Source organism: Sorangium sp. So ce185 (assembly GCF_051526825.1).
GTDB classification, from domain to species: Bacteria; Myxococcota_A; Polyangia; order Polyangiales; family Polyangiaceae; genus Sorangium; species Sorangium cellulosum_D.
Genome location: NZ_CP150316.1, coordinates 2,894,894 through 2,916,041 on the forward strand (window position 1 = coordinate 2,894,894; position 21,148 = coordinate 2,916,041).

At 73.3% G+C, this 21,148-nt stretch carries 17 protein-coding genes; 11 read left to right on the forward strand and 6 right to left on the reverse strand.

The window, feature by feature from the left end; all coding sequences use genetic code 11:
• Window positions 1-79 precede the first annotated feature (79 nt).
• The 4 genes from WMF26_RS10790 to WMF26_RS10805 all read left to right on the forward strand — a co-directional run bounded on the left by WMF26_RS10790 (window position 80) and on the right by WMF26_RS10805 (window position 4,867).
• Entirely contained in the window at window positions 80-1,105 is a 1,026-nt protein-coding gene (locus WMF26_RS10790; protein ID WP_438000244.1) for a geranylgeranyl pyrophosphate synthase, read from the forward strand.
• Window positions 1,106-1,194: 89 nt separating this feature from the next.
• A complete protein-coding gene (locus tag WMF26_RS10795) occupies window positions 1,195-1,416 on the forward strand; it encodes a Franean1_4349 family RiPP (RefSeq protein WP_044985711.1) in 222 nt (73 codons plus the stop codon).
• Window positions 1,413-3,431 (forward strand): hypothetical protein, encoded by a 2,019-nt coding sequence (locus WMF26_RS10800; protein ID WP_438000245.1) that lies wholly within the window; start codon window positions 1,413-1,415, stop codon window positions 3,429-3,431. Before WMF26_RS10795 ends, WMF26_RS10800 begins: the two co-directional genes overlap by 4 nt.
• Window positions 3,428-4,867, forward strand: a complete 1,440-nt coding sequence (locus WMF26_RS10805; RefSeq protein WP_438000246.1) for an adenylate/guanylate cyclase domain-containing protein — start codon at window positions 3,428-3,430, stop codon at window positions 4,865-4,867. Before WMF26_RS10800 ends, WMF26_RS10805 begins: the two co-directional genes overlap by 4 nt.
• Window positions 4,868-4,909: 42 nt before the next feature.
• Here WMF26_RS10805 and WMF26_RS10810 read toward each other — a convergent pair whose 3' ends face one another.
• A complete protein-coding gene (locus tag WMF26_RS10810; RefSeq protein ID WP_438000247.1) occupies window positions 4,910-6,619 on the reverse strand; it encodes an oxidoreductase in 1,710 nt (569 codons plus the stop codon).
• Window positions 6,620-7,107: 488 nt separating this feature from the next.
• Here WMF26_RS10810 and WMF26_RS10815 point away from each other — a divergent pair, with 488 nt between their 5' ends.
• The 3 genes from WMF26_RS10815 (at window position 7,108) to WMF26_RS10825 (ending at window position 8,715) form a co-directional block, all read left to right on the forward strand.
• Window positions 7,108-7,494: a response regulator gene (locus WMF26_RS10815; protein WP_437337054.1), complete on the forward strand. Its 387-nt coding sequence runs from the start codon at window positions 7,108-7,110 to the stop codon at window positions 7,492-7,494.
• A 488-nt stretch (window positions 7,495-7,982) separates the two neighbouring features.
• Window positions 7,983-8,354, forward strand: coding sequence for a response regulator (locus tag WMF26_RS10820; protein WP_061625775.1), 372 nt, complete (start codon window positions 7,983-7,985; stop codon window positions 8,352-8,354).
• Between the two features lie 7 nt (window positions 8,355-8,361).
• The gene (locus tag WMF26_RS10825; protein WP_438000248.1) at window positions 8,362-8,715 is read left to right on the forward strand and encodes a gamma-glutamylcyclotransferase family protein; all 354 of its coding nucleotides are present in this window, start codon (window positions 8,362-8,364) and stop codon (window positions 8,713-8,715) included.
• Between the two features lie 5 nt (window positions 8,716-8,720).
• On the opposite strand, the gene WMF26_RS10830 is transcribed toward WMF26_RS10825, so the two are convergent.
• The 4 genes from WMF26_RS10830 to WMF26_RS10845 form a co-directional block, all read right to left on the reverse strand.
• Window positions 8,721-11,816: a CheR family methyltransferase gene (locus WMF26_RS10830; RefSeq protein ID WP_438000249.1), complete on the reverse strand. Its 3,096-nt coding sequence runs from the start codon at window positions 11,814-11,816 to the stop codon at window positions 8,721-8,723.
• 148 nt (window positions 11,817-11,964) lie between these two features.
• Window positions 11,965-12,627, reverse strand: a complete 663-nt coding sequence (locus WMF26_RS10835; protein ID WP_438000250.1) for a hypothetical protein — start codon at window positions 12,625-12,627, stop codon at window positions 11,965-11,967.
• Window positions 12,628-12,812: 185 nt separating this feature from the next.
• Entirely contained in the window at window positions 12,813-13,196 is a 384-nt protein-coding gene (locus tag WMF26_RS10840) for a hypothetical protein (RefSeq protein ID WP_061625777.1), read from the reverse strand.
• A gap of 459 nt (window positions 13,197-13,655) precedes the next feature.
• Window positions 13,656-14,426: a TetR/AcrR family transcriptional regulator gene (locus WMF26_RS10845; protein WP_438000251.1), complete on the reverse strand. Its 771-nt coding sequence runs from the start codon at window positions 14,424-14,426 to the stop codon at window positions 13,656-13,658.
• A 153-nt stretch (window positions 14,427-14,579) separates the two neighbouring features.
• Here WMF26_RS10845 and WMF26_RS10850 point away from each other — a divergent pair, with 153 nt between their 5' ends.
• Window positions 14,580-15,248 carry a UdgX family uracil-DNA binding protein gene (locus tag WMF26_RS10850; protein ID WP_437954055.1) on the forward strand — a complete coding sequence of 223 codons (669 nt, stop codon included), beginning with the start codon at window positions 14,580-14,582 and terminating at the stop codon, window positions 15,246-15,248.
• A gap of 56 nt (window positions 15,249-15,304) precedes the next feature.
• Window positions 15,305-17,248 (forward strand): potassium transporter Kup, encoded by a 1,944-nt coding sequence (locus WMF26_RS10855; protein WP_437946014.1) that lies wholly within the window; start codon window positions 15,305-15,307, stop codon window positions 17,246-17,248.
• An 18-nt stretch (window positions 17,249-17,266) separates the two neighbouring features.
• On the opposite strand, the gene WMF26_RS10860 is transcribed toward WMF26_RS10855, so the two are convergent.
• On the reverse strand, window positions 17,267-18,556 hold the full coding sequence (locus WMF26_RS10860; protein WP_438000252.1) for a citrate synthase family protein: 1,290 nt from the start codon (window positions 18,554-18,556) through the stop codon (window positions 17,267-17,269).
• 322 nt (window positions 18,557-18,878) lie between these two features.
• Here WMF26_RS10860 and WMF26_RS10865 point away from each other — a divergent pair, with 322 nt between their 5' ends.
• Together WMF26_RS10865 and WMF26_RS10870 are read left to right on the forward strand one after the other, a co-directional pair.
• A complete protein-coding gene (locus WMF26_RS10865) occupies window positions 18,879-20,045 on the forward strand; it encodes a citrate synthase (protein ID WP_438000253.1) in 1,167 nt (388 codons plus the stop codon).
• 293 nt (window positions 20,046-20,338) lie between these two features.
• Window positions 20,339-21,139 (forward strand): recombinase A, encoded by an 801-nt coding sequence (locus tag WMF26_RS10870; protein WP_438000254.1) that lies wholly within the window; start codon window positions 20,339-20,341, stop codon window positions 21,137-21,139.
• The last annotated feature ends 9 nt before the right edge of the window (window positions 21,140-21,148 follow it).

The following is a 21,148-nucleotide window of genomic DNA, read 5'->3' on the forward strand; positions in this document are numbered from 1 at the left end:
GAACGAGGACAGCCGCGCAGAGCGAGGGGGCGAGGGCGACGTCGTCGTCGACGACGTTAGGGCGCGGCTCGAGGCCGAGGTGCTGCGGCGACTCGCGTCGTTTCGAGGCCGGGTCGGGGACGAGCTCGGCGCGCTGTTCGATGAGCTAGCCGCGCGCCTCCGGCTCTTCGAAGGAGAGCCGGGCGAGGGCTACTTCTCCCACCCGGCCGCGCTGCCGGTGCTCGAGCTGCCGCTCTGGGTCGCGACGCGGCCGGGCGGCCCGGCGCCCGCCGCGGACGCCGGATCGCGGGCGATCCCGCCGCTCGCGGTCGAGCTCGCCGAGGCCGCGGCGGTCGGATACCTGCACGTCCGCATCGAAGACGACCTGCTGGACGAGGGGGTCGGCGAGCCCGGGGCGGCGGTGCTCCTGTCCGGAGCGCTGTTCGCCCGCCACCAGGCGCTGCTCGCCCGCTCGCTGCCCGGCGGGAGCCCGTTCTGGGATCTCTTCGAGGAGGTGTGGCTCGGGTACGGCGAGGCGATGCTCCTCGAGCGGCGGCTGCACCGGGGCGCAGGCCCGCGCGACGCCGCCACGTTCCGGCGGGTGCTCGCCCGCTCGCGACCGCTGGTGCTCCCCGCGGCCGCGGCCCTGTTCGCGCTGTCGCAGGCCGAGCGCCTCGCGGCGCTCGAGGAGTTCGTCGCGGCGCTCGCCGCGGCGCACCAGCTGTTCGTGGACCTGCTCCACGCCGAGAAGGATCGCGCGCTCGGGAACGCGACGTACGTGCTCGCCCGGCTCGGCGCGCAGGTCGAGGCGAGGGACGCGGGGCGGCCTCGGCCGGACGGCGCCGCCCCCGCCGGGGGCGAGCCGCGCCACGATCCGGCGGGGCGCGGCGCGGCTGCCCTGCGCGCGCAGCTGTTCGCGCGCGGCGGCTTCGACGCCATCCTGGAGGAGGCGCGTTGTGAGCTCGCTCGCGCCGAGGTCGCCGCCGGGGCGCTCGGGCTGCCGGAGGCCGCGCGCTTCTGCAGGGAGCGCGCGCGGTACATGACCGAGATCCAGCGGCGCGTATTCCGCGCGTTCTTCGGCGCGCTGGCGGGCGAGCCCGCCGCGAGCGGCGGCGCGCCGCGGTGAGCCGGCGCCCGGGCGCGCGCGGCGCGCCTGCTGGTACTTGCTAGCCGTTTGCAGGTCTCCTAGCCTCCCGAGCGAGAAAGCGAGGAGTCGTGACGTCGAAGAAAACAGAGGCAGAGCTCATCGGTCGTGCCGTTGTGGATTCGAGCTTCCGCCAGCAGCTCCTTGCCGATCCCGACCGCACCATCGACGCGGAGGGGTACGAGGTCGGGCCGGAGACGCTCCAGCGCATCCGCGACGCCGCGACCTCGACGCCCGAAGCGGTCGATGCGGCCATCGCGGCCGCGGCGCGTGAGGGCGGGGTCGGTATGTGACGTTGTCTCCTGCGTCAGGGGCGACCGCCGTCTGGCCCTGGCTCGACGCGGACGACAAGGTGGCGTGCGAGCGCTCCTGGTCCGCGCTGCTGTCCGCGGGGGCGCTCCAGCGCGGTGACGCGGCCTGGGGCGCGCCCGCGATCGAGCGCGGCGTGGGCGCGCCGCCGGGGCGCAGCATCCCGTGGGCCAGCTGGGCGCTCCGGCTGTGCGGCCGCGTGTCGGCGCCCGCCGCGGCGGCCGACGCCGCCGTGGCGGTCGCCGCCGTGGCCGCCGGCGGCGTCGAGGGCGCTCCGGACGCGCTCGCGCGGGGCGCGCTCGCGGCGCGCCTGCTCGCGCGTCACGCGGGCGAGGCGCGCGCGGGCCGCTGGCTCGTGGACCTGGGCGGGCTCGCGGAGGCCTCGTGGCCCCGCAACCCGGTCGTCGCGGGCGTCGCCGGCGCGGCGCCGGACGTCGCGGCGGGGCGCGCCGGCGCCGCCGGCTCGCGCGAGGTCGTCGCCCTCTGGACGGCGCCCGCGCTCGTCGCCGGCGACGATCTCGCGCCCGCGCGCCGCTTCGGAGAGGCCGTGGCCGAGCCGCTCTGGCTCCTCGACGGGCTCGCGCGCCTCTGGCTCGATCCGGCCGCGCCGGACCTCGCGGCGCCGACGCTCACGCCGCTCTTCGCGCTCTGGCTCGGCGGCGCGGATCTCGCTCCTCCGCTGCTCCGCGCGCTCGCGGGCGAGCGCGCGTCCCCCGTGCGCCGCCGCGAGATCCACGGCCTGCTCGCGGCGCGCCCGTACCGGGCCGCGCTCGCCGCGCGCGCGGGGGGCGCGCTCGCGTCGGCCCGCGCGGCGGCGGCCGGCGCGCCCCGCGCGCGCTCGACCGAGCGCGGCCTCGTCGAGGCGCAGCTCGAGTTCGTCGACGCGCTCGCCGAGCGCTTCCGCTTCTTCGAGGGGCTGATGGCGTTCCGCGATCTGCTCGGCGCCGGCGCGGCGCCCGCGCCGCTGCGGCCGCAGGGCGACCGCGCGCCGCGCGAGGACGCGGGCGCGGATCTGGAGGCGGCGGTCGCGTTCCTCGCGGAGGCGGCGCCGTGGTCGGAGTCCTGGGAGGTGCAGCGCTTCGGCGTGCTCGGGTCGCGCGAGCAGCCGGTCGGCCACTGGTTCGTGCGGGCGACGATCCTGAAGGCGCTGCTCGAGATCGGGGACGCCGGGCGCGACGTCCGCGCCGACGCCGCGGCGCTGCTCGACGAGATCCCGGCCGGAGAGCTCCGCTACTTCGGCGCGTTCCGCGATCTCCCGCCGGACGCCGACGACCTCGCGATCATGCTCCAGCTGGTCGCCGAGACGGGCGCCGCCCGGGATCGCGCCGAGACGTGGATCGAGGTCATGCTGGCCAACGTGGGCGACGATGGCGCCGTGCCGACCTGGTTTTACCGCGGGCCGTCGGGGCCGACCACGCCCGGCGCGGCGTGGGCCGGCGACGACTGCACGGCGGTCCGGCTGAACCTGCTCGCGGGCCTGCTCTCGTTCGACGCGGCGCGGTTCGCGCGGCTCATCGACGACAACGCGCGGCGCGTGCTCGGCGCCGCCGCGGAGGGCGGCATCAAGGGCGCGTGCTTCTACGACGCCGCGTACACGGACCTCGCGTTCCTCCGCTTCGCGCGCCTCTACCGGGAGCGGGCGGGGGAGGCGCCGCGGGCCGCCGACGTCGCCGCGGTCGAGGCCGCGATCCTGTCGCGGATGCTCGGAGCGCAGCGGCTCGACGGCGGCTTCGGGACGCCGCTCGGCACGGCCGCGTGCCTCGAGGGCGCGGCGATGGCGGCGTCGCCGGATCCGCTGCTCCTGGAGCGGGGGCTGCGGTACCTCGGCGAGCGCCAGCTCGTGGACGGGTCCTGGCCGGCCGAGCCGCTCTACCGGGCGCCGATGAAGCGCGGACGCGAGGGGCACCACCAGGGCAGGGCGCTGACGACCGCGCTCTGCGCCCGCGGGCTCGCCGCGGCGTGGTACCGGCTCGAGCGCGGAGGGGAGCGGCGCGCATGAACATCGAGAAGTCGCCGGAGATCGTGCGGATCCTCCAGGCGCAGGAGATGCGCGGCGAGCAGATCGTGAACCACGTCCGGTTCGTGTTCGCGCTGCTGTCCGCCTACACGTTCGCGCACGTGTGGACGGTCAACACGCCGGCCGCGAACCAGATCTTCGCGATCCAGATCGGCGGGTACCTCGTGTTCTCGCTCTTGCTCTACGCGTTCTTCCGCCTGCGCCCCAACGCCTACGCGGGCTGGCTCAAGTACGTGAGCATCTTCGTCGACCTCGCGCTCCTGACGCTCACGGCGCTGGCGACGGCGAGGAACCACTCGGGGATGATCGAGTACTTCTCGAGCTACCTCGCGACCGTCTACGTGCTCTGGAACCTGATGTCGGGCTTCCGCTACAGCCTCGCGGCGTGCCTGTACTCGGCGGGGCTGTCGGTCCTCTTCAACTCGATCGTGCTCGCGATCACGGTCTACACCGGCGCGATCCCGATCAGCCCGGTGTCCGTCTACGGGCAGAACGCCATCAACATCGCGGACCAGTGCCAGCAGGTCCTGTTCATCGCGCTCCCGGGCGTCGTCGCCGGCATCATCGCGCGGATGTCGCGCAACCTGGTCCTCCGCGCCGAGCTCGAGTCGCTGGCCCGCCTCCGCCTCGAGCGCGAGAAGCAGGAGCTCGGCCGGTATCTCTCGAAGGACCTCGTCGATTTCGTCCTCTCCGATCCGGGGCGGCTCAAGCTCGGCGGCACGCGCCGGCACGTCTCGGTGATGTTCACCGACATCCGCAACTTCACGCCGCTCACCGAGTCGGTCGAGCCGGAGGCCGTGGTCTCGTTCCTGAACGAGTACTTCACGGAGATGGTCGAGATCGTGTTCCGCTACGGGGGCACCCTCGACAAGTACATCGGCGACGGCCTGATGGCGGTGTTCGGCGCGCCGCTCTCGGTCGAGGACGCGCCGAAGCGCGCCGTGATCGCGGCGATCGAGATGGTGCAGGCCCTCGAGCGCATGAACCAGCGGCAGCTCCTCGGCTGCGGCGAGATCAAGATGGGCGTCGGGATCGCGACCGGCACCGTCATCTCCGGCAACATCGGGTCGCTCCAGCGAATGGAGTACACCTGCATCGGAGATACCGTAAACACGGCCTCGCGCCTCGAGCAGTTCAACAAGGAGCTCGGCTCCAAGATCATCATCTGCCAGGCGACGTACGCGAACCTCGACGACTGCGTCCCGGCGACGCCGACCGGCGCCCTGAGCATCCGGGGCAAGAGCCGCCAGGTCCACCCTTACATCGTGGACCACCAGGAGCTCTCGCCGGCGCGCCTGGAGGAGCTCCGGCGAGAGCTCCTCTCGCGGCCCCGCCGCATGGAATCGATGCCGCCGCGGCCCGACGCCGCGCGGGCGCCCGCCGCCTTGCAGAGCACGGGGCGCGGCGGCGCGCGATAGCGGCGCGGCGTCAGCAGGGCGTCGCGCGAAAGCGCCGCGGCGTCAGGAGGGCGTCGCTCGGAAGCGACGCACCCGGGCCGAGCCGGGGCCGCCGTCCTGCGTCGAGAGGCCGAGCGCGGTGCGCGCCGGCGCGTGCAGGCGCTGGAGGACGCGATCGAGCAGGCGGAGCGCGCCGTCGCTCATCTTCACGCCGCGCGGCGAGCGGTAGCCGAACGCGACGCCGTCCACGACCTTGTAGGCGTTCTCGGTGGGCGAGGCGGGGCGCATCTCGACGACGAGCGCGCCGTCGCGCGTCTTCATGATGACGACGATCTCGCCGGGGCGCGCGGAGGCCTCCACGAAGGTCCACCCGCCGGAGGTCGCCTCCTTGATCCCGAGCTCGAGCACGCGCTGCAGATCCTGCCCCGCGGGCGCGAGCGTCGTCGCGCCCTCGACCCGGATCTCGCCGCCCGGCGGGACCACGCCGCTGCCGAGCGGCATCGCCGGCCGCCGCATCTCGCGCGGCCCGGGGAAGGACCACATGTCCGGCGTGATCTCCCCGCCCTCGCGGTACGCCATCTCGATGAGGCGGCTGCGCTCGCGCGAGAGCGCGTCCTCGGACCAGCCGAGGCACGAGCGCATCATCAGCGTGAACGGGTCGAAGCGGAGCTCGAACGACGCCGGCGCGCGCGTCATGAGGTCGTCCGGGAGGACGAGGCTGTGGAAGATGCGGACCTTGCACGGCAGCTCGCGCGCGCGCTCGAGCGTGCGGCGGAACGTGATGGGGCCGTCACCCGGGAGGCCGAGGAGGATGTCCACCTCGATGTCCGTGAAGGTCGAGAGCTCCTCGATCACCTTCGCGAACTTCGACTCCCGGAAGGGGCGCTGCGTGCCGTCGCCGGTGTCCTTGTTGAGCGGCGGCAGCCGCGCGTCGAGCGACACGCGCGCGACGCCGCGGAGGAACTCGAGGTGCTCGTCGTGCACGTGCTCGGGATCGATCGACGCCGAGAGCGTCGCCTGCTTGAAGAAGCCGACCTGCTTCTCCGCGGCCACGAGGTTCCGGAACGCCTCCGCGTTCAGGTTGAGCGGCGCGTCCACGACCTGCGCGCCCGGGGCGCCGGCGGCGCGGAGCGCGCTCAGCTCCTCGACGAGGTAGGCCTCCGAGAAGACGCCGGCGGAGGCGTCGCCCGTCGAGATGCCGCAGGTCGGGCAGCTCATGACGCCGCCGCGACAGATCTCGATCGGCACGATGCGATCGGTCGGGAGCAGCTTCATCCGGATCGCGGACGGGAGCTCGTCGGGCGCCACGTGAGGCGCTTCGCCCGTCGAGACCCAGCCGCCGGCGGTGAAGACGTGCAGCCCGGGCACGGTGCGCAGCGCCTCGGGGGAGCGATCGCTCAGGCGGACGATGTTCCGGAACGTGAGCTCGTTGCCGTGCACGAGGGCGTCGATGCAGGCGGCGGCGTCGCGCCACGGCGCGAGCGCGAACATCGCGGGGCGCGCGAGGGGACCGCAGAGGACGAGCGTGCGCCCCGGCCGGTTGCGCTGGAGGTGGCGCGCGACGTCGATGAACGTGGGAAAGGACCAGACGTGCGCGGCGAGGCCGACGATGTCGGCATCCACGGTCTCGACCTCGGCGACCCACGCGTCGAGATCCCTCGTCTGCGCTTCGACCACATGGATCGGCACACCGGCGAGCTCCGGATCGGCGAGCAAAGAGGCTTCGACACGACGGATTCCATGGCTGAACGGCGCTCCCCCACCGTCCGGCATGGTTGGCTCCATCGCGAGTAGCGCGACGCGGCGTTCGCCAGGCATCCATGGGAGTCTACCAGGGTGTCTCCCCCGTCGGGGAGTCCGTTCGCGCTCTCTGTTTGCTCCCAACTCCCGGTCCGCTCTGCCCGACGTCCGGGGTACGCCCTGGCTTACGTCCGGGGCCCGTCCGGAGTTGCATCCCGAGCGCGGCCGGGCTTTCATAGTGCCCGGGGCGAAAGAGGGGGAAGGACTACGCCGGATCGCCGGAGTGCGGCGATCCGTCTGTCGGGCTGCGCGCATTGTCATCGTGGACGCGGCGCGCTGCGGCGAACGCTCCGGAGCGCGTAAATCCGTTCGCCTGGGCCGCTCGTCACGCCGTGCCGTCCTCGAGGGGCCTGTGCCGCGCCGGCGACCGGCCTGCTGGGGCGCGCGCGTCGTCCGGCGCGGGACGGGAGGGCGCGCCGCCTGCAGAGCGGCCCCGCTTCCGAGGAAAGCCGAGGGGAGCCATGCGTGGCAAGCACGTGATCCTGGTTGCAGAGGACGACATCGACACGGCGGCGATGCTGGAGGAGCTCCTGACGCTGGAGGGGTACGAGGTCGAGCTGACCGCGACCGCGCGCGCGGCGCTCGACGCGCTCGCGGAGCGGCGCTTCCACGCGGTCCTCCTCGATCTGACGATGCCGGGCATGACGACGGACCGGTTCGTCTCCGAGATCGCGGGGCTCGGCCCGCCCTCTCCCCTGATGATCTTCTCGGCCCGCCGGCCCCACGAGATGAAGGCGATCGCCGAGCGGCTGCACGCGGCCGCGCTCATCCCGAAGCCGGTGGACATCGACGTGTTGCTGAGCACCCTCTCGAAGGTGGTGCTCGGCGCCGCGGGCGAGGCAGGTTGACGCTGCCCGCCCGATCCGCGCCGCACGCGCTGGAGCGCAGCCGCTCGGGTGGCGCCGCGCGGCTGCGCTCCAGCGCGCCGGTGGTACCCTCGCCGGCTCATGACCTGGCGGAGCACGACCGAGCCGCGCGATGCTCACCCTGGCTGGCCGCAGATCTGGCAGAGAGCGCCTTCGCCGGAGCGTCACTGTGCTGTAACATCGTGCTCGACCGCCGACGATCGAGCACGATGCGCACGCCCGAACCCCTCCTACCAGACCCGTCCGGCGTGAGGGCCGTCGACTCCGCGCGGGTCCACGGTTCCACGGTGGCGCGCGGCGCTCGAGCGGGCTCCGTTCCGAGGCGCCCCCGCGGCGCTCCTTGCCGCAGAGAGACCTTCATGCGCGCCCTTTCTCGCAGAACAGGCCTGATCAAGCGGACCCCGAGCAGGGATTCAGGGCTTTCCCTGTTTCGCCGTGACGTCCGGCTTTCGCATAGTGGTTGATGCACCGTGCCTGCCACTCCCTTGAAGAGGATCCTCGTTGTCGATGATGATCCGGATATTCGAGAGACCCTCGCCGAGCTCCTGCAAGAGGAGGGCTACGCCGTCACGTCGGCGGCGCACGGCGGCGAGGCGCTCAGCGCGCTTCGAACGGAGCCTAAGCCCGGCCTCATCCTGCTCGACCTGATGATGCCGATCATGGATGGCTGGCAGTTCAGGGCGGAGCAGAAGAAGGACCCGGAGCTCGCCTCGATCCCGGTCGTGATCATCTCGGCGACGGGCCGCGACGAGTTCGTGTCGTCGCTCGGCGCGGCGCAGTTCCTCAAGAAGCCGATCAACCTCGAGCAGCTGCTCGCCGCGGTCGAACAGCACTGCCGGTGACGGCGCCGTGCCCCTGTTCGTCTACGGCACGCTGATGCGCGGCGAGCGCTCGCACCGGCTGCTCGGGCGCGCGCCTTTCCTCGGGGTCGCCCGCACCGCCCGGTCGTTCGAGCTCGCCGACCTCGGCGCCTACCCGGCGCTCGTGCGCGGGGGCTCGGCCGCGGTCGTCGGGGAGCTCTACGAGCCGGATCGGGAGACCCTCGCGTCGCTCGACGTCTACGAGGGCTGCCCCGACCTCTTCCGGCGCGAGATGATCGAGCTCGACGGCGGCGCGCGCTGCGAGGCGTACCTGATGCCCGCCGGCCAGGTGCTGGGGTATCCCCGCATCGCCTCGGGGGACTGGCGGGCGCGCGGGCGGTGAGCGCGTCAGTCGGAGCCGGCGCGGCGCGCTGGCCGTAGCCCCGCCTGCGGGGGCTCGTCCTCCTCGGGCCCGGTCCTGTCCTCGACGACGAGCAGCAGGGCCGGGAGCTCGCCCTCGTCGGCCTGGAGCCGGAAGGCGGAGAGCGACAGCGTCCTGCGTCCGGCGTGCGCGAGCGCGGCCTCGACGCGGAAGTCGACGAGCGCGGCGCTGCGGCGGAGCACGTCCCGGAGCCGCTGCTCCAGCTGCGGGGTGTTCCACACGGCGTCGATGGCCGAGAGGGGCCGCCCCTCGATGTCCCCGAGCGAGACCATGAACAGCTCGCAGTAGCGCCGCGTCGCCGCGCGGATCCGGAGCTCGCCGTCGAGCAGGAGGAACGGGTGGCGCAGCACCTCGAAGACGGCGGAGATGCGGTCGCGCGCGCCCGCGAGCTCGCGCCCGGCGCGCCTCGTCGGTTCGCTCTCCAGCCACCAGATCACCGCGCCGTCGACCTCGTTCCCGGTGATCCGGAACGGGCGCGCCCTCACGAGATGGACGCGGCCCTCGCGGTCCTCGACCTGCCGCTCGACGCCGCTCCTCGTGTCGAGCACCTCGGCGACGATCGGCGCGATGTCGGCCGCGCTCCTCGGCCTCACCTCGAGGATCGATCGACCCACGTCGCTCGCGGCGAGGCCGAGCAGCTTGTCGGCCACGCCGGCGACGCGGCGGATCCGGAGGTCCGCGTCGAGCATCAGCACCGGGATGCTCATGCTGCCGAGGAGGTTGCGCAGCTCGTCGTTGGCGAGCCCGAGCGCGACGTTGCTGCTGTGGAGCTCCTCGTTGATGGCCGTCAGCTCCTGGTTCGCGGACCGGAGCTCTTCGTGCGCGGACTCGAGCGCGTCCTTCATCCTGTGCAGCTCGTCGTTGCTCGCGAGGAGCTCCTCGTTCGCGCACAGGAGCTCCTCGTTCGTCGCCTCGAGCTCGTCGATGATCGACTGGAGGTGCTCCCTCGTGGTCACGAGCTCCCTGCGGAGCTGCGCGACCTCGAGGTCCTTCTGGGGGGCGCTCTGGGCCGGGTCGTCGCCTGTACGGTCCAGCCTGGCGCCGCCCGACTCGGAGAAGACGACGAGGAAGCAGCGCCCCTGCGGAAGCCGCACCTTGAGCGGCCACACCTCGACATCAACGTGGCGGAGCTTGTCTCCCTGCCGGACCTTGATTTGCTCCTTCCGGGCCATCGCCTCCGAGTTCATCGACGCGTCGATGGCGGCCCTGAGGCCGAGCAGGAGCCCCTCGCGGGCCATCTTGAAGAGGTGCAGGCTGGCGTCGCCGGGCGCCGGCTCGAGGTAGGGCCCTGTCTTGCCCCGGAACTGGACGATCTGCATCTCCTCGTCGACCACCACGCCGGCGGGGGCGTAGCGGGCCATCACGATGGCGTCGGCCTCCTTGCGCAGCGCGTCCATGAGGAGCCCCTCGGGGCTCCGCGGCTCCCCCTTGTCCGGCGCGGGCGCAGGCGGGGCGGGGAGGGCGGGCGCGGCGAGATCGCGCGCGCTGGCCGTCTCCGACGCGGCGCGCTTGCAGAAGATCCTGTGGGTCCTGTCCACCACCCCGAACAGGTCGGACATCGCGCTGATGCTCTCGGAGGAGCCGAGGAGCAAGAAGCCCGTGAGCTTGAGGGCCTGGTGGAAGGTGTGCAGCAGCCGGCGCTGCAGGCTCGGCTCCATGTAGATCATCAGGTTGCGGCAGCTGACGAGATCGAGCTTCGCGAGGGGCGGATCGGCCGCGGCGTTGTGGCGCGAGAAGATGCACAGATCGCGGACCGACTTGTTGACCTGGAAGCCGCCGTGCACCCGGACGAAGAAGCGGCGCAGCCGGTCGGACGAGACGTCGAACGAGATGCCATCGACGTAGATCCCGGCCCGCGCCTGCTGGATGGCGGCCTCGCTCAGGTCGGTGCCGAAGATCTGGATGGCGTGATCGTTCGCGTCGTCCTCGAGGAACTCGAGCAGCGAGATCGCGAGAGAGTAGACCTCCTCGCCCGTCGAGCAGCCCGGCACCCAGATGCGAACCGGGGAGTCCTGCGGCCTGTTGTGCATGAGCACCGGGAACACGTGGGTCTTCAGCGCGGCGAATGCGCCCGGATCGCGGAAGAACGTGGTCACCTTGATGAGGAGGTCCTGATAGAGGTGCTCGATCTCGTCCGGGTGCGCTCTCAGGTGATCGAGGTACTCCTGCAGGGACGCGAGCCGGTGGAGCGTCATTCGGCGCTGGATACGGCGCCTCAGCGTGCTCTTCTTGTAGTGGCTGAAGTCGACGCCCACCGCGGCGTGGAGCAGCCTGAAGAGCTTGCCGAGCTCCGGGTCGACCCCGAGGGGCGTGCCCTGCGGGAGCCACAGGGCGGGCGCGTGACCGGGGCGGCCCATCCTCGCGAGCTCCGCGGCGATCGCCTCGACGCCGCGGATGAAGTCGACGCCTCCGGCCGCGATGGCGTTGCGCGGGAGCGCCGGCCGCTCGGCGGTGCGCGGGTCCTCCGCGAAGGTGACCCCGCCCTCCGCCTTCACGTCCTTCAGCCCGAGGGCGCCGTCGCTCCCGGTGCCGGAAAGCACGACGCCCGCCGCGCTCGACCCCAGCTCGCGCGCGAGCGAGCGCAGGAAGGCATCGGCAGGGCCCGGACCGGACTCGCCGCGCGGCGCGAGCTCGACGCGCACGCCGTCCAGCGTCGCTCGCGTGTCCGGGGGCAGGACCTGGACGTGACCTGGCATGAGCCTCGCCCCGGCGCGAAGCTCGCTCGTGGGGAGCGGGCTGCTCTGCGCCGCGAGCTCGAAGACCGGGATCTCCCCTGGCTCGGCGCCGTAGATCAGCACGAGGGAGAGGCTCGTGTCCCTGCTCGGCAGCCGCCGGAGCAGCTCCGCGAGCGCGCCGCGCCCGCCGGCCGACGCGACGACGCAGACGACCGGAAACCGCTGCTCGTTCCCGAGGTGCGGCTCTGCGGCGGCGGCCTGCTCGCCGGTGTCCTCGGACGAGTCCGGCGCGCGCCGCTGCGCAGCCGCCCTGCCGGCGTGGGGCGCGGCGTCGCTGTGGCCCGGTGCCCTGAATTGCGTCCGGCGTGACTTCTTCGGTTCCGGCATGGTTGCTTGAACGGTTAAGCGCTCTCTCGGGCGCCTCGCAGCCGCGGGGCACAGGCGACGCTAACGTTGCGGCGATCGGTCGGTCGACGTGCCTGTCCTTGCCTTAGCGGAGCGCCCGACACGGTGTCTTACCGCCACCTCACCTCGATCAGCGCGCCCCTTCCAGGCGCTTCAGGAGTTGCTCGAGCTGCTCGAGGACGCGCGCCGACCGATCGGACGCCATGCGCGCGGAGTCGTTGAGCCTCATCAGCGTCATCTCATCCACCTTCCCGCCGGGCTGGAGCCTGCTCATGACTTCCAGGGCGGCCTCGTGGCGCGCTCGGGCCACCTGCGCTGCCGCCATCGCGCGGCGCAGGCGCGCGCGTGGGGGCTCCGCGCCCTCGACCGTGGGCGACCTCCTCTCCGGCGGCTCGCGCCGCGCCTTGTCCTCGGCCTGCGCCTCGCGCTCGGCGGGCGTCAGGGCCTCGTGCGCCTCGTGCGGCGCTGGCGCCGTGGCCTCCCACGGCGCGGGAGCCTCCTGATCCGTCGCCTCGCGCGCGCGATCCCCGCGCTGGTCGTCGGCCTCGACGTGGGTGCTGACGCCGATCTCCCGGTCCGCGCCGGGCTCTCGGGCGTCCTCCCACGCTCGCTCATCGACGACCTGCTTCGTCGCGTCGTTGACGAGGAACACCTGATCCGCGTCGTGGAACCGCTCGGCGCGCAAGGCCTGCAACGAGGTGCGCGCCGACTCGAGCGAGCGGATGTGCTTCATGAGCGCGAGCCGCCTGCCCCGGAAGCGAACGTAGATGCTGTAGGTGGTCTGGAGCGCCATCTGCATCGCCTCGTGGACCTGGCTCCGTCATGCGGTGTTCATCGCTCTTCCTGGCAGCTGCTTCGAGGGATCGGCGCTCCTCGACGCCGGCGCGAGCCGGCGAGATCCGAGCGTCGCCTTGTTCGCGCCGGTCCGTCGCCGTGAGCCCTCCGCGCGGGCTCTGGGCGCGCGCCCTGCTCTCCGCCTCACGCCTCGGGCACCGTCGTGAGCAGCACCAGCCGCCCGGCGCTCCGCTCGGCCGTCCTGCAGGCGGTGCGCACGAGGGGCCACGCTGACTTCACGAGCTCCGCCATCGGCGATCTGTCCTGGGAGAGGGCTTTGCACAGGGACTCCTCGGCGTCTTCGCCGAAGGAGAGGACGCGTATCGCGATGGCGAGCGCGAGGTCCCTGGTCAGCTGGACGCGCAGGTCGACGTCCGGGGTGAACACGTGGAGCGCGTGCTCGGCGAGGGCAGCATCGAGCCTGTCCGCGATCGACCTCTCCGTGTCAGCGCGCCACTCCAGCGAACGGCACGTCTGCCGGAGCAGCTCCTGGATCAACCGTCTCTCGCAGCCCGATCGTGTGCTCATACAGCCCCCCTCGACAGCCCCGTTCCCTCGCGGAGAGCGCCTGTTGTCGTCCAGCGCGCGCGATGGTCGCCACGGCGCGGTCGAACGATCAGGCAGCTCCCCAGGCTGCGCTCTTCCGGGTCGCCTGAGCGGTTCCCCTCCGGCGCCCCGATTCACCCCCTCACTGTCCCGAGGCCGAAGTCCCCGTTGACTGTTAGCTCTAGCTCAGCTGCAGCCCGACCGACCGCTAGGGCAATGAGGAATCACGGGTCAGGGATTCCCTGTACAATTTGCCCGGTGCGGACCGGGGATCCATGGGCTCCGCTCAGGTGACGCCCTACAAAGCGCGCCGCGACGCGGATGTCGCGCGTCGTGACGCGGAGGTCCGGGCGGCGCGCCGCCGGACGTCAAGCGCGGAGTCGACATCGGCGGCGCGCATCGTATCCGCCCCGGACGGCCTTGTGCCAAACGGTCGCCGCCTCAGGTCGCCTTGGCCTTGGCGCGCCGGCGCTCGCCGGGGGCTGACGCAGGGGCCGCGCCAGTCGTCTGACGGGCGCTGCGTGGCGGCGCTTCCGCGCCAGCGGTCTGCCGCGCGCTGCGCGGCGGCGCTTCCGTGACCGGCAGGTCAGCGAAGGCGCGCGCCTCCGGGGTGAGCAGGCCGTGCAGGAAGAGCTGGAGCACCTGACCACACCAGGCGGCGATGTCTGGCCGGCACGGCGCGTCGATGAGCTTGCGGACCAGGCGATCGAAGGCGCCGGAGATGAGCTCCGCGAGGACGCTGGGATCGAGATCGCGCCGGTAGAGGCCGATGTCGATCGCGTACCGGACGCGGGTCTCCACGAGGCGCGCGACGCGCTGGGCGAACTCGTCGATCAGGTAGGCGTAGGGGGCTCCGCCGCCGCCCGCGAGCATCATCTTGAGCAGCGCGCGGTTCTGCCAGCAGAACTCGAGCACCTCGACGTCGTGGGCGAGGAGCCGCTTGAAGTACGCGTCGACCGACGCCCGATCGACGCCCTCGACGGCGATGGGCGGCAGCTCCACGCACCCCGCGAGCCGCGCGATGAAGGTCTCGACGATCTGCTTGAAGCAGTCGTCCTTGCTCTGGAAGTGCAGGTAGAAAGCGCCCTTCGAGACGCCTGCCCGCTCGGTGATGTCCTCGACCCTCGCCGCGGCGAGGCCGCGCTCGGTGAACGCCGCCTCGGCGGCGCGGAGCAACTCGATCCTGGCGCGGCGATCGGCGAGGCGGGGCATTCTGACCGGTGGGTCAACTAGAGGGACCCGGGCACTATGGGAAGGACGCCCGGGGCCGTCAAGCCGGCTCGGCCGTGCGCCGTCGCGACGCGCTCGAACGCAGCGCGTCGCGACGGCGCGCGGGTGGCACGCGCGATGCTGCTCGGGGAAACCATGGCGACCGTGGCGAGACGAAATGCAGCAGGGCGCGACGCCGGCCCCGGCGAGGCGACGGCGGCGGCCTTGGTCCCCAGCCGTCCTTCCTTGCCGCGCCTGCGCGAGGCCGCGGCGGGCTGCCGGGCTTGCCCGCTGTGGGAGCGGGGGACGCAGACGGTGTTCGGCGAGGGCGCGGCGCGCTCGGACGTGCTCCTCGTCGGCGAGCAGCCGGGCGACAAGGAGGATCTTGCCGGCAAGCCGTTCGTGGGTCCGGCGGGGCAGCTGCTCGATCGGGCGCTCGAGGCGGCGGGGATCGACCGGCGGCGGACGTACGTGACCAATGTGGTCAAGCACTTCAAGTGGGAGCCGCGCGGCAAGCGCCGCATCCACAAGAAGCCCGACGCGCGCGAGATCCGCGCGTGTCTCCCGTGGCTCGCCGCGGAGATCGAGGCGGTGCAGCCGGAGATCGTGGTGTGCCTCGGCGCGACGGCGGCGCAGGCGCTGCTCGGCAGCTCGTTCCGGGTCACGCGCGATCGCGGCCGGCTCGTCGCCTCGCCGCTCGCGCCGCGCACGCTCGCGACCGTGCACCCTGCGTCGATCCTGCGCATGCCCGACGAGGCTTCCAGGCAAGCCGAGCTCTCCCGCTTCATCGACGATCTCACCGCGGCGGCGCGCGCGCTCGGCTGAGGCGCGCGCCGCGCCTCCTCGCGATGAGCGCTCACGATGGAGTAGGATTCGCCCCGATGACGACAAGCCCACAACCGGCCGAGGGCGCCGAGCGCCCCGCGGCGTCCGCGCCGGCCGACCGCGCCCACGGCTCGACCCCGAAGAAGATGTGGCCGCTGATGCTCGCGGCGCTCGGGGTCGTCTACGGCGACATCGGGACGAGCCCCCTCTACGCGATGAAGGAGTGCTTCAGCCCGAGGAGCCCGCACCACGTCGCTCCGACGCCGGACAACGTGCTCGGCGTGCTCTCGCTGATGTTCTGGTCGCTGATGATGGTGGTGACCGTCAAGTACCTGACGTTCATCACGCGGGCCGACAACGAGGGGGCGGGCGGCATCCTCGCGCTCCTCGCGCTCGTCCCGAGCAGCGACCGCAAGGGCGACGGCCGCGGCCTGCTCGTGCTCCTCGTGCTCTTCGGCGCCTCGCTCCTCTACGGCGACGGCGTGATCACGCCGGCGATCTCGGTGCTCTCGGCGGTCGAGGGCCTCGAGGTCGCGACGTCGACGCTGAAGCCCGCCGTCGTGCCGATCACCTGCGCCGTGCTGCTGGCCGTGTTCCTCGTGCAGAAGCGCGGCACGGCCGGCGTCGGGACGATCTTCGGGCCGGTGACGCTCGTGTGGTTCGTGGCGCTCGCGCTGCTCGGGGCGAAGGAGATCCTCCACAGCCCCGGCGTGCTCCGGGCCGTCTCACCGACCTACGCGGTGAGCTTCTTCGCCGAGAACAACGTGCACGGCTTCCTGATCCTCGGCGCCGTCGTCCTCTGCATCACGGGCGGCGAGGCGCTGTACGCCGACATGGGTCACTTCGGCCGCAGGCCCATCAAGTACACCTGGTACACGATCGTCTGGCCGGGGCTGCTCATCAACTACTTCGGCCAGGGCGCCAAGCTCCTCGAGGACCCCGCCGCCGCGGCGAGCCCGTTCTACGCGCTGGTCCCGCCGTGGGCGCTCTACCCCACGGTAACGATCGCGACCGCGGCGGCGGTCGTGGCGTCGCAGGCGCTCATCTCCGGGGCGTTCTCGCTGACGCAGCAGGCCGTGCAGCTCGGGTACTTCCCGCGCGTCACGGTGGTCCACACCTCGAAGGACGAGGCGGGGCAGATCTACATCCCCGAGGTGAACAGCGGGCTCTTGATCTCGTGCATCGTGCTGGTGCTCACCTTCAAGAGCTCGAGCGCGCTCGCGGCCGCGTACGGCATCGCCGTGACGGGCACGATGGGGATCACCACGGTGGTCTACTACGTGGTCACGCGGAAGACGTGGGGCTGGCCGGTCTGGAAGTCGCTCCCGCTTGCCGGGCTCTTCCTCGTGATCGATCTCGCGTTCTTCACGGCGAACAGCGCCAAGTTCTTCCACGGCGGCTGGGTTCCCATCGTGATGGGGGCGGCGACCTTCACCGTGATGACGACCTGGAAGACGGGGCGCAAGCACCTCGCCGCGGCGATCAAATCGGCCATCTTGCCGCTCGACATGTTCCTCGAGGACGTGAAGCGCACGAAGCCGCACCGGGTGCGCGGGACGGCGGTCTTCATGGCGTCGAGCCCGGAGGGCACGCCGCCGATCCTGCTGCACCACGTGAAGCACAACCAGGTGCTGCACGAGCAGGTGGTGCTCCTCTCGATCCAGGTGCTGAACGTGCCGGAGGTGCCGGCGGAGCGGCGCACGACGGTGATCCCGCGGGGCGAGGGCATCTACCAGGTGACGGCGTGTTACGGCTTCATGCAGACGCCGAACGCCCCGTCGGTGCTGGAAGGGTGCAAGCGGCACGGGCTCCACATCGATCTCGGGCGGACGAGCTACTACCTCGGCCGGGAGACGCTGCTGACGACCGGGCGGTCGAAGATGTCCCGGTGGCGGAAGGGGCTGTTCGCGTTCATCTCGCGCAACGCGCGGCCGGCGACGGCGTACTTCGGCCTGCCGCCGAACCGCGTGGTCGAGCTCGGCATGCAGGTCGACTTTTAGGGCGCGGCGGCGCGAGTGTCAGGGCCCCGTGTACCGGGCGCGGGGCCGCAGCATGTACCCGGCCTCCCGCTGCTCGAAGGCGTGGGCGATCCACCCCGCGGCGCGGCCCACCGCGAAGAGCGCCGCCGCCGAGCCGGACGGCAGGCCGAGCGCGGCCGTGATCGCGACGAGGCCCATGTCGAGCGACGGCGGGTCGTGGCCGGCGTCGCGGAGCGCGTCGACGAGCGCGAGCACCGTGCGCAGCGCCGCGCTCTGGGGCGCGAGCGCCCGGGCCGTGTCGAGCAGCGCCTGAGCGCGGGGGTCGCCCTCCGGGTAGAGCCTGTGCCCGAAGCCGGGGATGGGCTCCCCGCGGCGCAGCCGCTCGTGGACCGCGGCGGCGGCGCGCTCGGGCCGGGCTGCCTCGGCGACCAGGGCCTCGACGCGGTCGGTGGCGCCGCCGTGCCTCGGGCCGGAGAGCGCCGCGAGCCCGGCGCTGACGCAGGCGTAGAGATCGGCCCCGGTGGACGCCGCCACCCGGACCGCGAACGTCGAGGCGTTCAGCTCGTGATCGGCCGAGATCGAGAGCGCCCGGTTCACGGCGCGCTCGGCCTTCTTCGAGGGGCTCGCGCCGAGGGCGACGAGCAGGCGCCGCGCCGCCCCCTCGGCCTCGAGGGCCGCGGTCGCCCTGGCCGGGTCCCGCCCGAGGCCGACGAGCGCCGCGAGCGAGCGCACGAGCGCCCGCGCCCGCGCCCGCTCCGCGTCGCTCGTGGGGATGCGCCCGTCGCCCGAGGGCGCGCCCACGTGACGGGCCGGGTCGTGCGCGCCGAGCGCGGGCACCACGAGCGCGAGCGCGGCGAGCGGCGGCGTGCCCTCCGGCAGGAGCGCCGCGAGCTTCGCCGGGCGGACGCTCAGCCGGCCGGGTCGCGCCGCCGGCGCGCCTCCCGCCGGCAGCTCGCCGGTCCACAGGAGCTCCGCGACCGCCTCGAACGGCGCGTCCTCGAGCGCCAGCGCGACCGCCTCCTTGCCCCGGTAGACGGGCCCGCGCGGGCCGATCGCGGTGAGCGCCGACTCGAGCACCGGCTCGCCCCACCGGAGCGCCTCGGCCGCGACCGGCCCGTGGCCGGCGCGCGCGTCGTGCCGCGCCTTGAGCCGCTCGATGTCCGCCCGGAGGTAGAGCCGCGCGCGCCCTCGCCCGCCGGGCACGCCCCGGAGCACGCCGCGGCTCGCGTACGCGTAGAGCGTCTCCCGCTTCACGCCGAGCAGCTCCGCCGCTTCGGCGCCGGTCACGTACGCCGAGGGCCGCTGCTCCGAGTCAGGTAGATCAACCATGAAGGGCCATCAACGTCAGGTCCGAACCCTGTCCGCCGATCCAGGAGGCGCGGCCCGCGGATCGCCGGACGCATGTGTCCCTCCTAGCATCGGATTCCCCGGTCCTCGCCGGGATTCTTCGCTCAGGCGCCGCCCGCGCGCCGCCGTTTTGCCCACGCCCTCCCCCCGGCGCGCGCGCGGGCGCGGCGCGCGGGGGCGCGGGCTGGGCGATCGCGCTCCGGCGGCGTCCTCGACGCGCTTCGATAGCGTGCATGGTTGATTGTACAATCAAGGTTGATCAACCTCATGCGATGCCCAACATGTCCTTGGCGGAGGTGATCGGATGAAGGACGTGGCGGCGCCGCTCGCGAGCGGCCTGGAGGGTGTGGTGGTGGCGGAGACTCGGCTCTCGGAGGTGGACGGCGAGCGGGGGAGGCTCACGCTCGCCGGCCACGACGTCGAGGCGCTCGCCGGCGGCGGCGGGGTGACGTTCGAGGACGCGTGCGGGCTGCTCTGGGGCGGCGCGCTGCCCTCGGCGACGGAGCGGGAGGCGCTCCGGGGCGCGATCGCCGAGGGGCGGACGCGGGCCTTCGCGCTGCTCGGCCGGCTCGGGGACGCGCTCCACGCGGGCGACGGCATGGATGCGCTCCGCGCCGCGGTCGCCCACCTCCGCGGCGACGCGTCGCCCGCGGCGATCGCCGGGGCGGTCGCGACGTTCGCGGCGGCCTGGTCGCGGCGGCGCGCGGGCGAGGAGCCGGTCGCGCCCGATCCGGCGCTCCGGCTCTCGGCCGACTACCTGCGCATGGCGCGCGGCGCGGCGGCGAGCGAGGCCGAAGCGCGCGAGCTCGACACGTACCTCGTGACGGTCTCGGACCACGGCATGAACGCGTCCACCTTCACCGCGCGCGTGGTCACCTCGACGGGGTCGGACGCGGTCTCGGCGGTGGTCGCGGCGATCGGCGCGCTGAAGGGGCCGCTCCACGGCGGCGCGCCGGGGCCGGTGCTCGACATGCTCGACGCCATCGGGGCAGCGGCGGGCGAGGGCGGCGCGCCGTCGCCAGGCAGCGCCGAGCGCTGGATCCAGGCGGAGCTCGCGGCGGGGCGGCGGATCATGGGCATGGGGCACCGGATCTACCGGGTGAGGGATCCGCGGGCGGCGGTGCTCGAGCGGGCGATCGAGCGGCTCGGGCGGACGGCGGGCGGGGCGCAGGGCGCCCGGCTCGCGCTGGCGCGCGCGGTCGAGCGGGCGGCGGAGGCGGCGCTCCGCGCGCGGCACCCGGAGCGACCGCTGCGCGCGAACGTCGAGTTCTACACGGCGGTGCTGCTCGACGCGCTCGGGCTGCCGCGCGCGCTCTTCGCGCCGACCTTCGCGGTGGGCAGGGTCGCCGGCTGGTACGCGCACATCGAGGAGCAGCGGCGCGTCGGGCGGCTCATCCGGCCGAGCTCGCGTTACGTTGGGGACGTTCCACGGGCGGCCGCTGTCCCCGGAGCCGCAGCCCCGCCGCACTGACGCCGGAGCGGCAGGAGCCCCGCGGCAGGAGCCCCGCCCGCGCTGGCGACAGAGCGCCGCGACGGTCCTGACCCCGCCCTAGGTCGACAGGGGGCGGGGAGGACTTATTGAAGAACTCAGGGCGGGCATTCCCCTCATCCCCGCTGTCCTGTCATCCCCGCCGCCCGAAGATCACCGACACAAGCCATTCCGCTGTCCCGGAACGGCGAAAGGGGAACGCACCGAGCGCAGGTAGGACGTTGTTCGTCCTGCAAAGTTGGCAGCTTCGCGAGGGTACTGTTACCATGTTCAGTATGTCGCCCGTCGCTCTTGCCGCTCCTCTCGCCCGGGACCTGCTGCGCCACACCCTCCCCGAGTTCGAAGCGCGCGCCAAGACGCTACCGCTCAGTATACAGGAAATTAATGACGCGCTCCCGGAAGGGGGTCTGCCGCGCGGGGGGGTGGTGGAGCTCGCCGCGCCGCGGGGGCTCGGGCGGTCCACCACCATCGCCCTCTCCGCATGCGCGTCGGCGCAGGCGGAGGCGCGGCTGCGCGGGACGAGCGCGACGGCGGGGGCGTGGTGCGCGTGGATCGACCCGAGCGGCTCGCTGTTCGCGCCGGCGGTCGCGCGCGCGGGGGTCGACCTGAGCCGGCTGCTCGTGGCGCGGCCCCCCGTGGAGATGCTCGCCAAGGTCGCGGTCCGGATGGCGATGAGCCGGGCGTTCGCGGTGCTCGTGATCGACGTGGCCGGGGTCCCGGGGGCCTTCGGTCAGGGGGCGGGGAAGGGGGAGCGGGGCGCGCCCGCGGCGGGGCGCCGCGAGGAGGACCTCGCGCGGTGGGTCAACGTGGTGCGCAAGCTCGCCCTGGCCACCGAGGGGAGCGACGGGACGATCCTGCTCCTCACCGATCGCCAGGCGGCGCGGCCGATGCCGCTGCCGGTCGCGATGCGGCTGGAGCTCGAGCAGGTCGCCGAGGGGCGGCTGATGGTGCGCGTCGCCAAGGATCGGCGCGGGCGCGTGACGTCGCCGACGCCGGTGGTGCTCGGCGAGCGGGCGCGGGAGAAGGCGGAGCGGGCGGCGGGAAGCGAGCCGCGGCCCGCGCTGTCGCGGGCGTGAGGAGGACAG

Coding starts and splice junctions, on each gene's coding strand:
- WMF26_RS10805 (WP_438000246.1), top strand. CDS start 3,428: ATGAACATCGAGAAGTCGCCGGAGATCGTGCGGATCCTCCAGGCGCAG.
- WMF26_RS10840 (WP_061625777.1), bottom strand. CDS start 13,196: ATGAGCACACGATCGGGCTGCGAGAGACGGTTGATCCAGGAGCTGCTC.
- WMF26_RS10845 (WP_438000251.1), bottom strand. CDS start 14,426: ATGCCCCGCCTCGCCGATCGCCGCGCCAGGATCGAGTTGCTCCGCGCC.
- WMF26_RS10810 (WP_438000247.1), bottom strand. CDS start 6,619: ATGCCGGACGGTGGGGGAGCGCCGTTCAGCCATGGAATCCGTCGTGTC.
- WMF26_RS10865 (WP_438000253.1), top strand. CDS start 18,879: ATGAAGGACGTGGCGGCGCCGCTCGCGAGCGGCCTGGAGGGTGTGGTG.
- WMF26_RS10860 (WP_438000252.1), bottom strand. CDS start 18,556: ATGGTTGATCTACCTGACTCGGAGCAGCGGCCCTCGGCGTACGTGACC.
- WMF26_RS10855 (WP_437946014.1), top strand. CDS start 15,305: ATGACGACAAGCCCACAACCGGCCGAGGGCGCCGAGCGCCCCGCGGCG.
- WMF26_RS10835 (WP_438000250.1), bottom strand. CDS start 12,627: ATGGCGCTCCAGACCACCTACAGCATCTACGTTCGCTTCCGGGGCAGG.
- WMF26_RS10830 (WP_438000249.1), bottom strand. CDS start 11,816: ATGCCGGAACCGAAGAAGTCACGCCGGACGCAATTCAGGGCACCGGGC.
- WMF26_RS10870 (WP_438000254.1), top strand. CDS start 20,339: ATGTCGCCCGTCGCTCTTGCCGCTCCTCTCGCCCGGGACCTGCTGCGC.
- WMF26_RS10850 (WP_437954055.1), top strand. CDS start 14,580: ATGGCGACCGTGGCGAGACGAAATGCAGCAGGGCGCGACGCCGGCCCC.
- WMF26_RS10815 (WP_437337054.1), top strand. CDS start 7,108: ATGCGTGGCAAGCACGTGATCCTGGTTGCAGAGGACGACATCGACACG.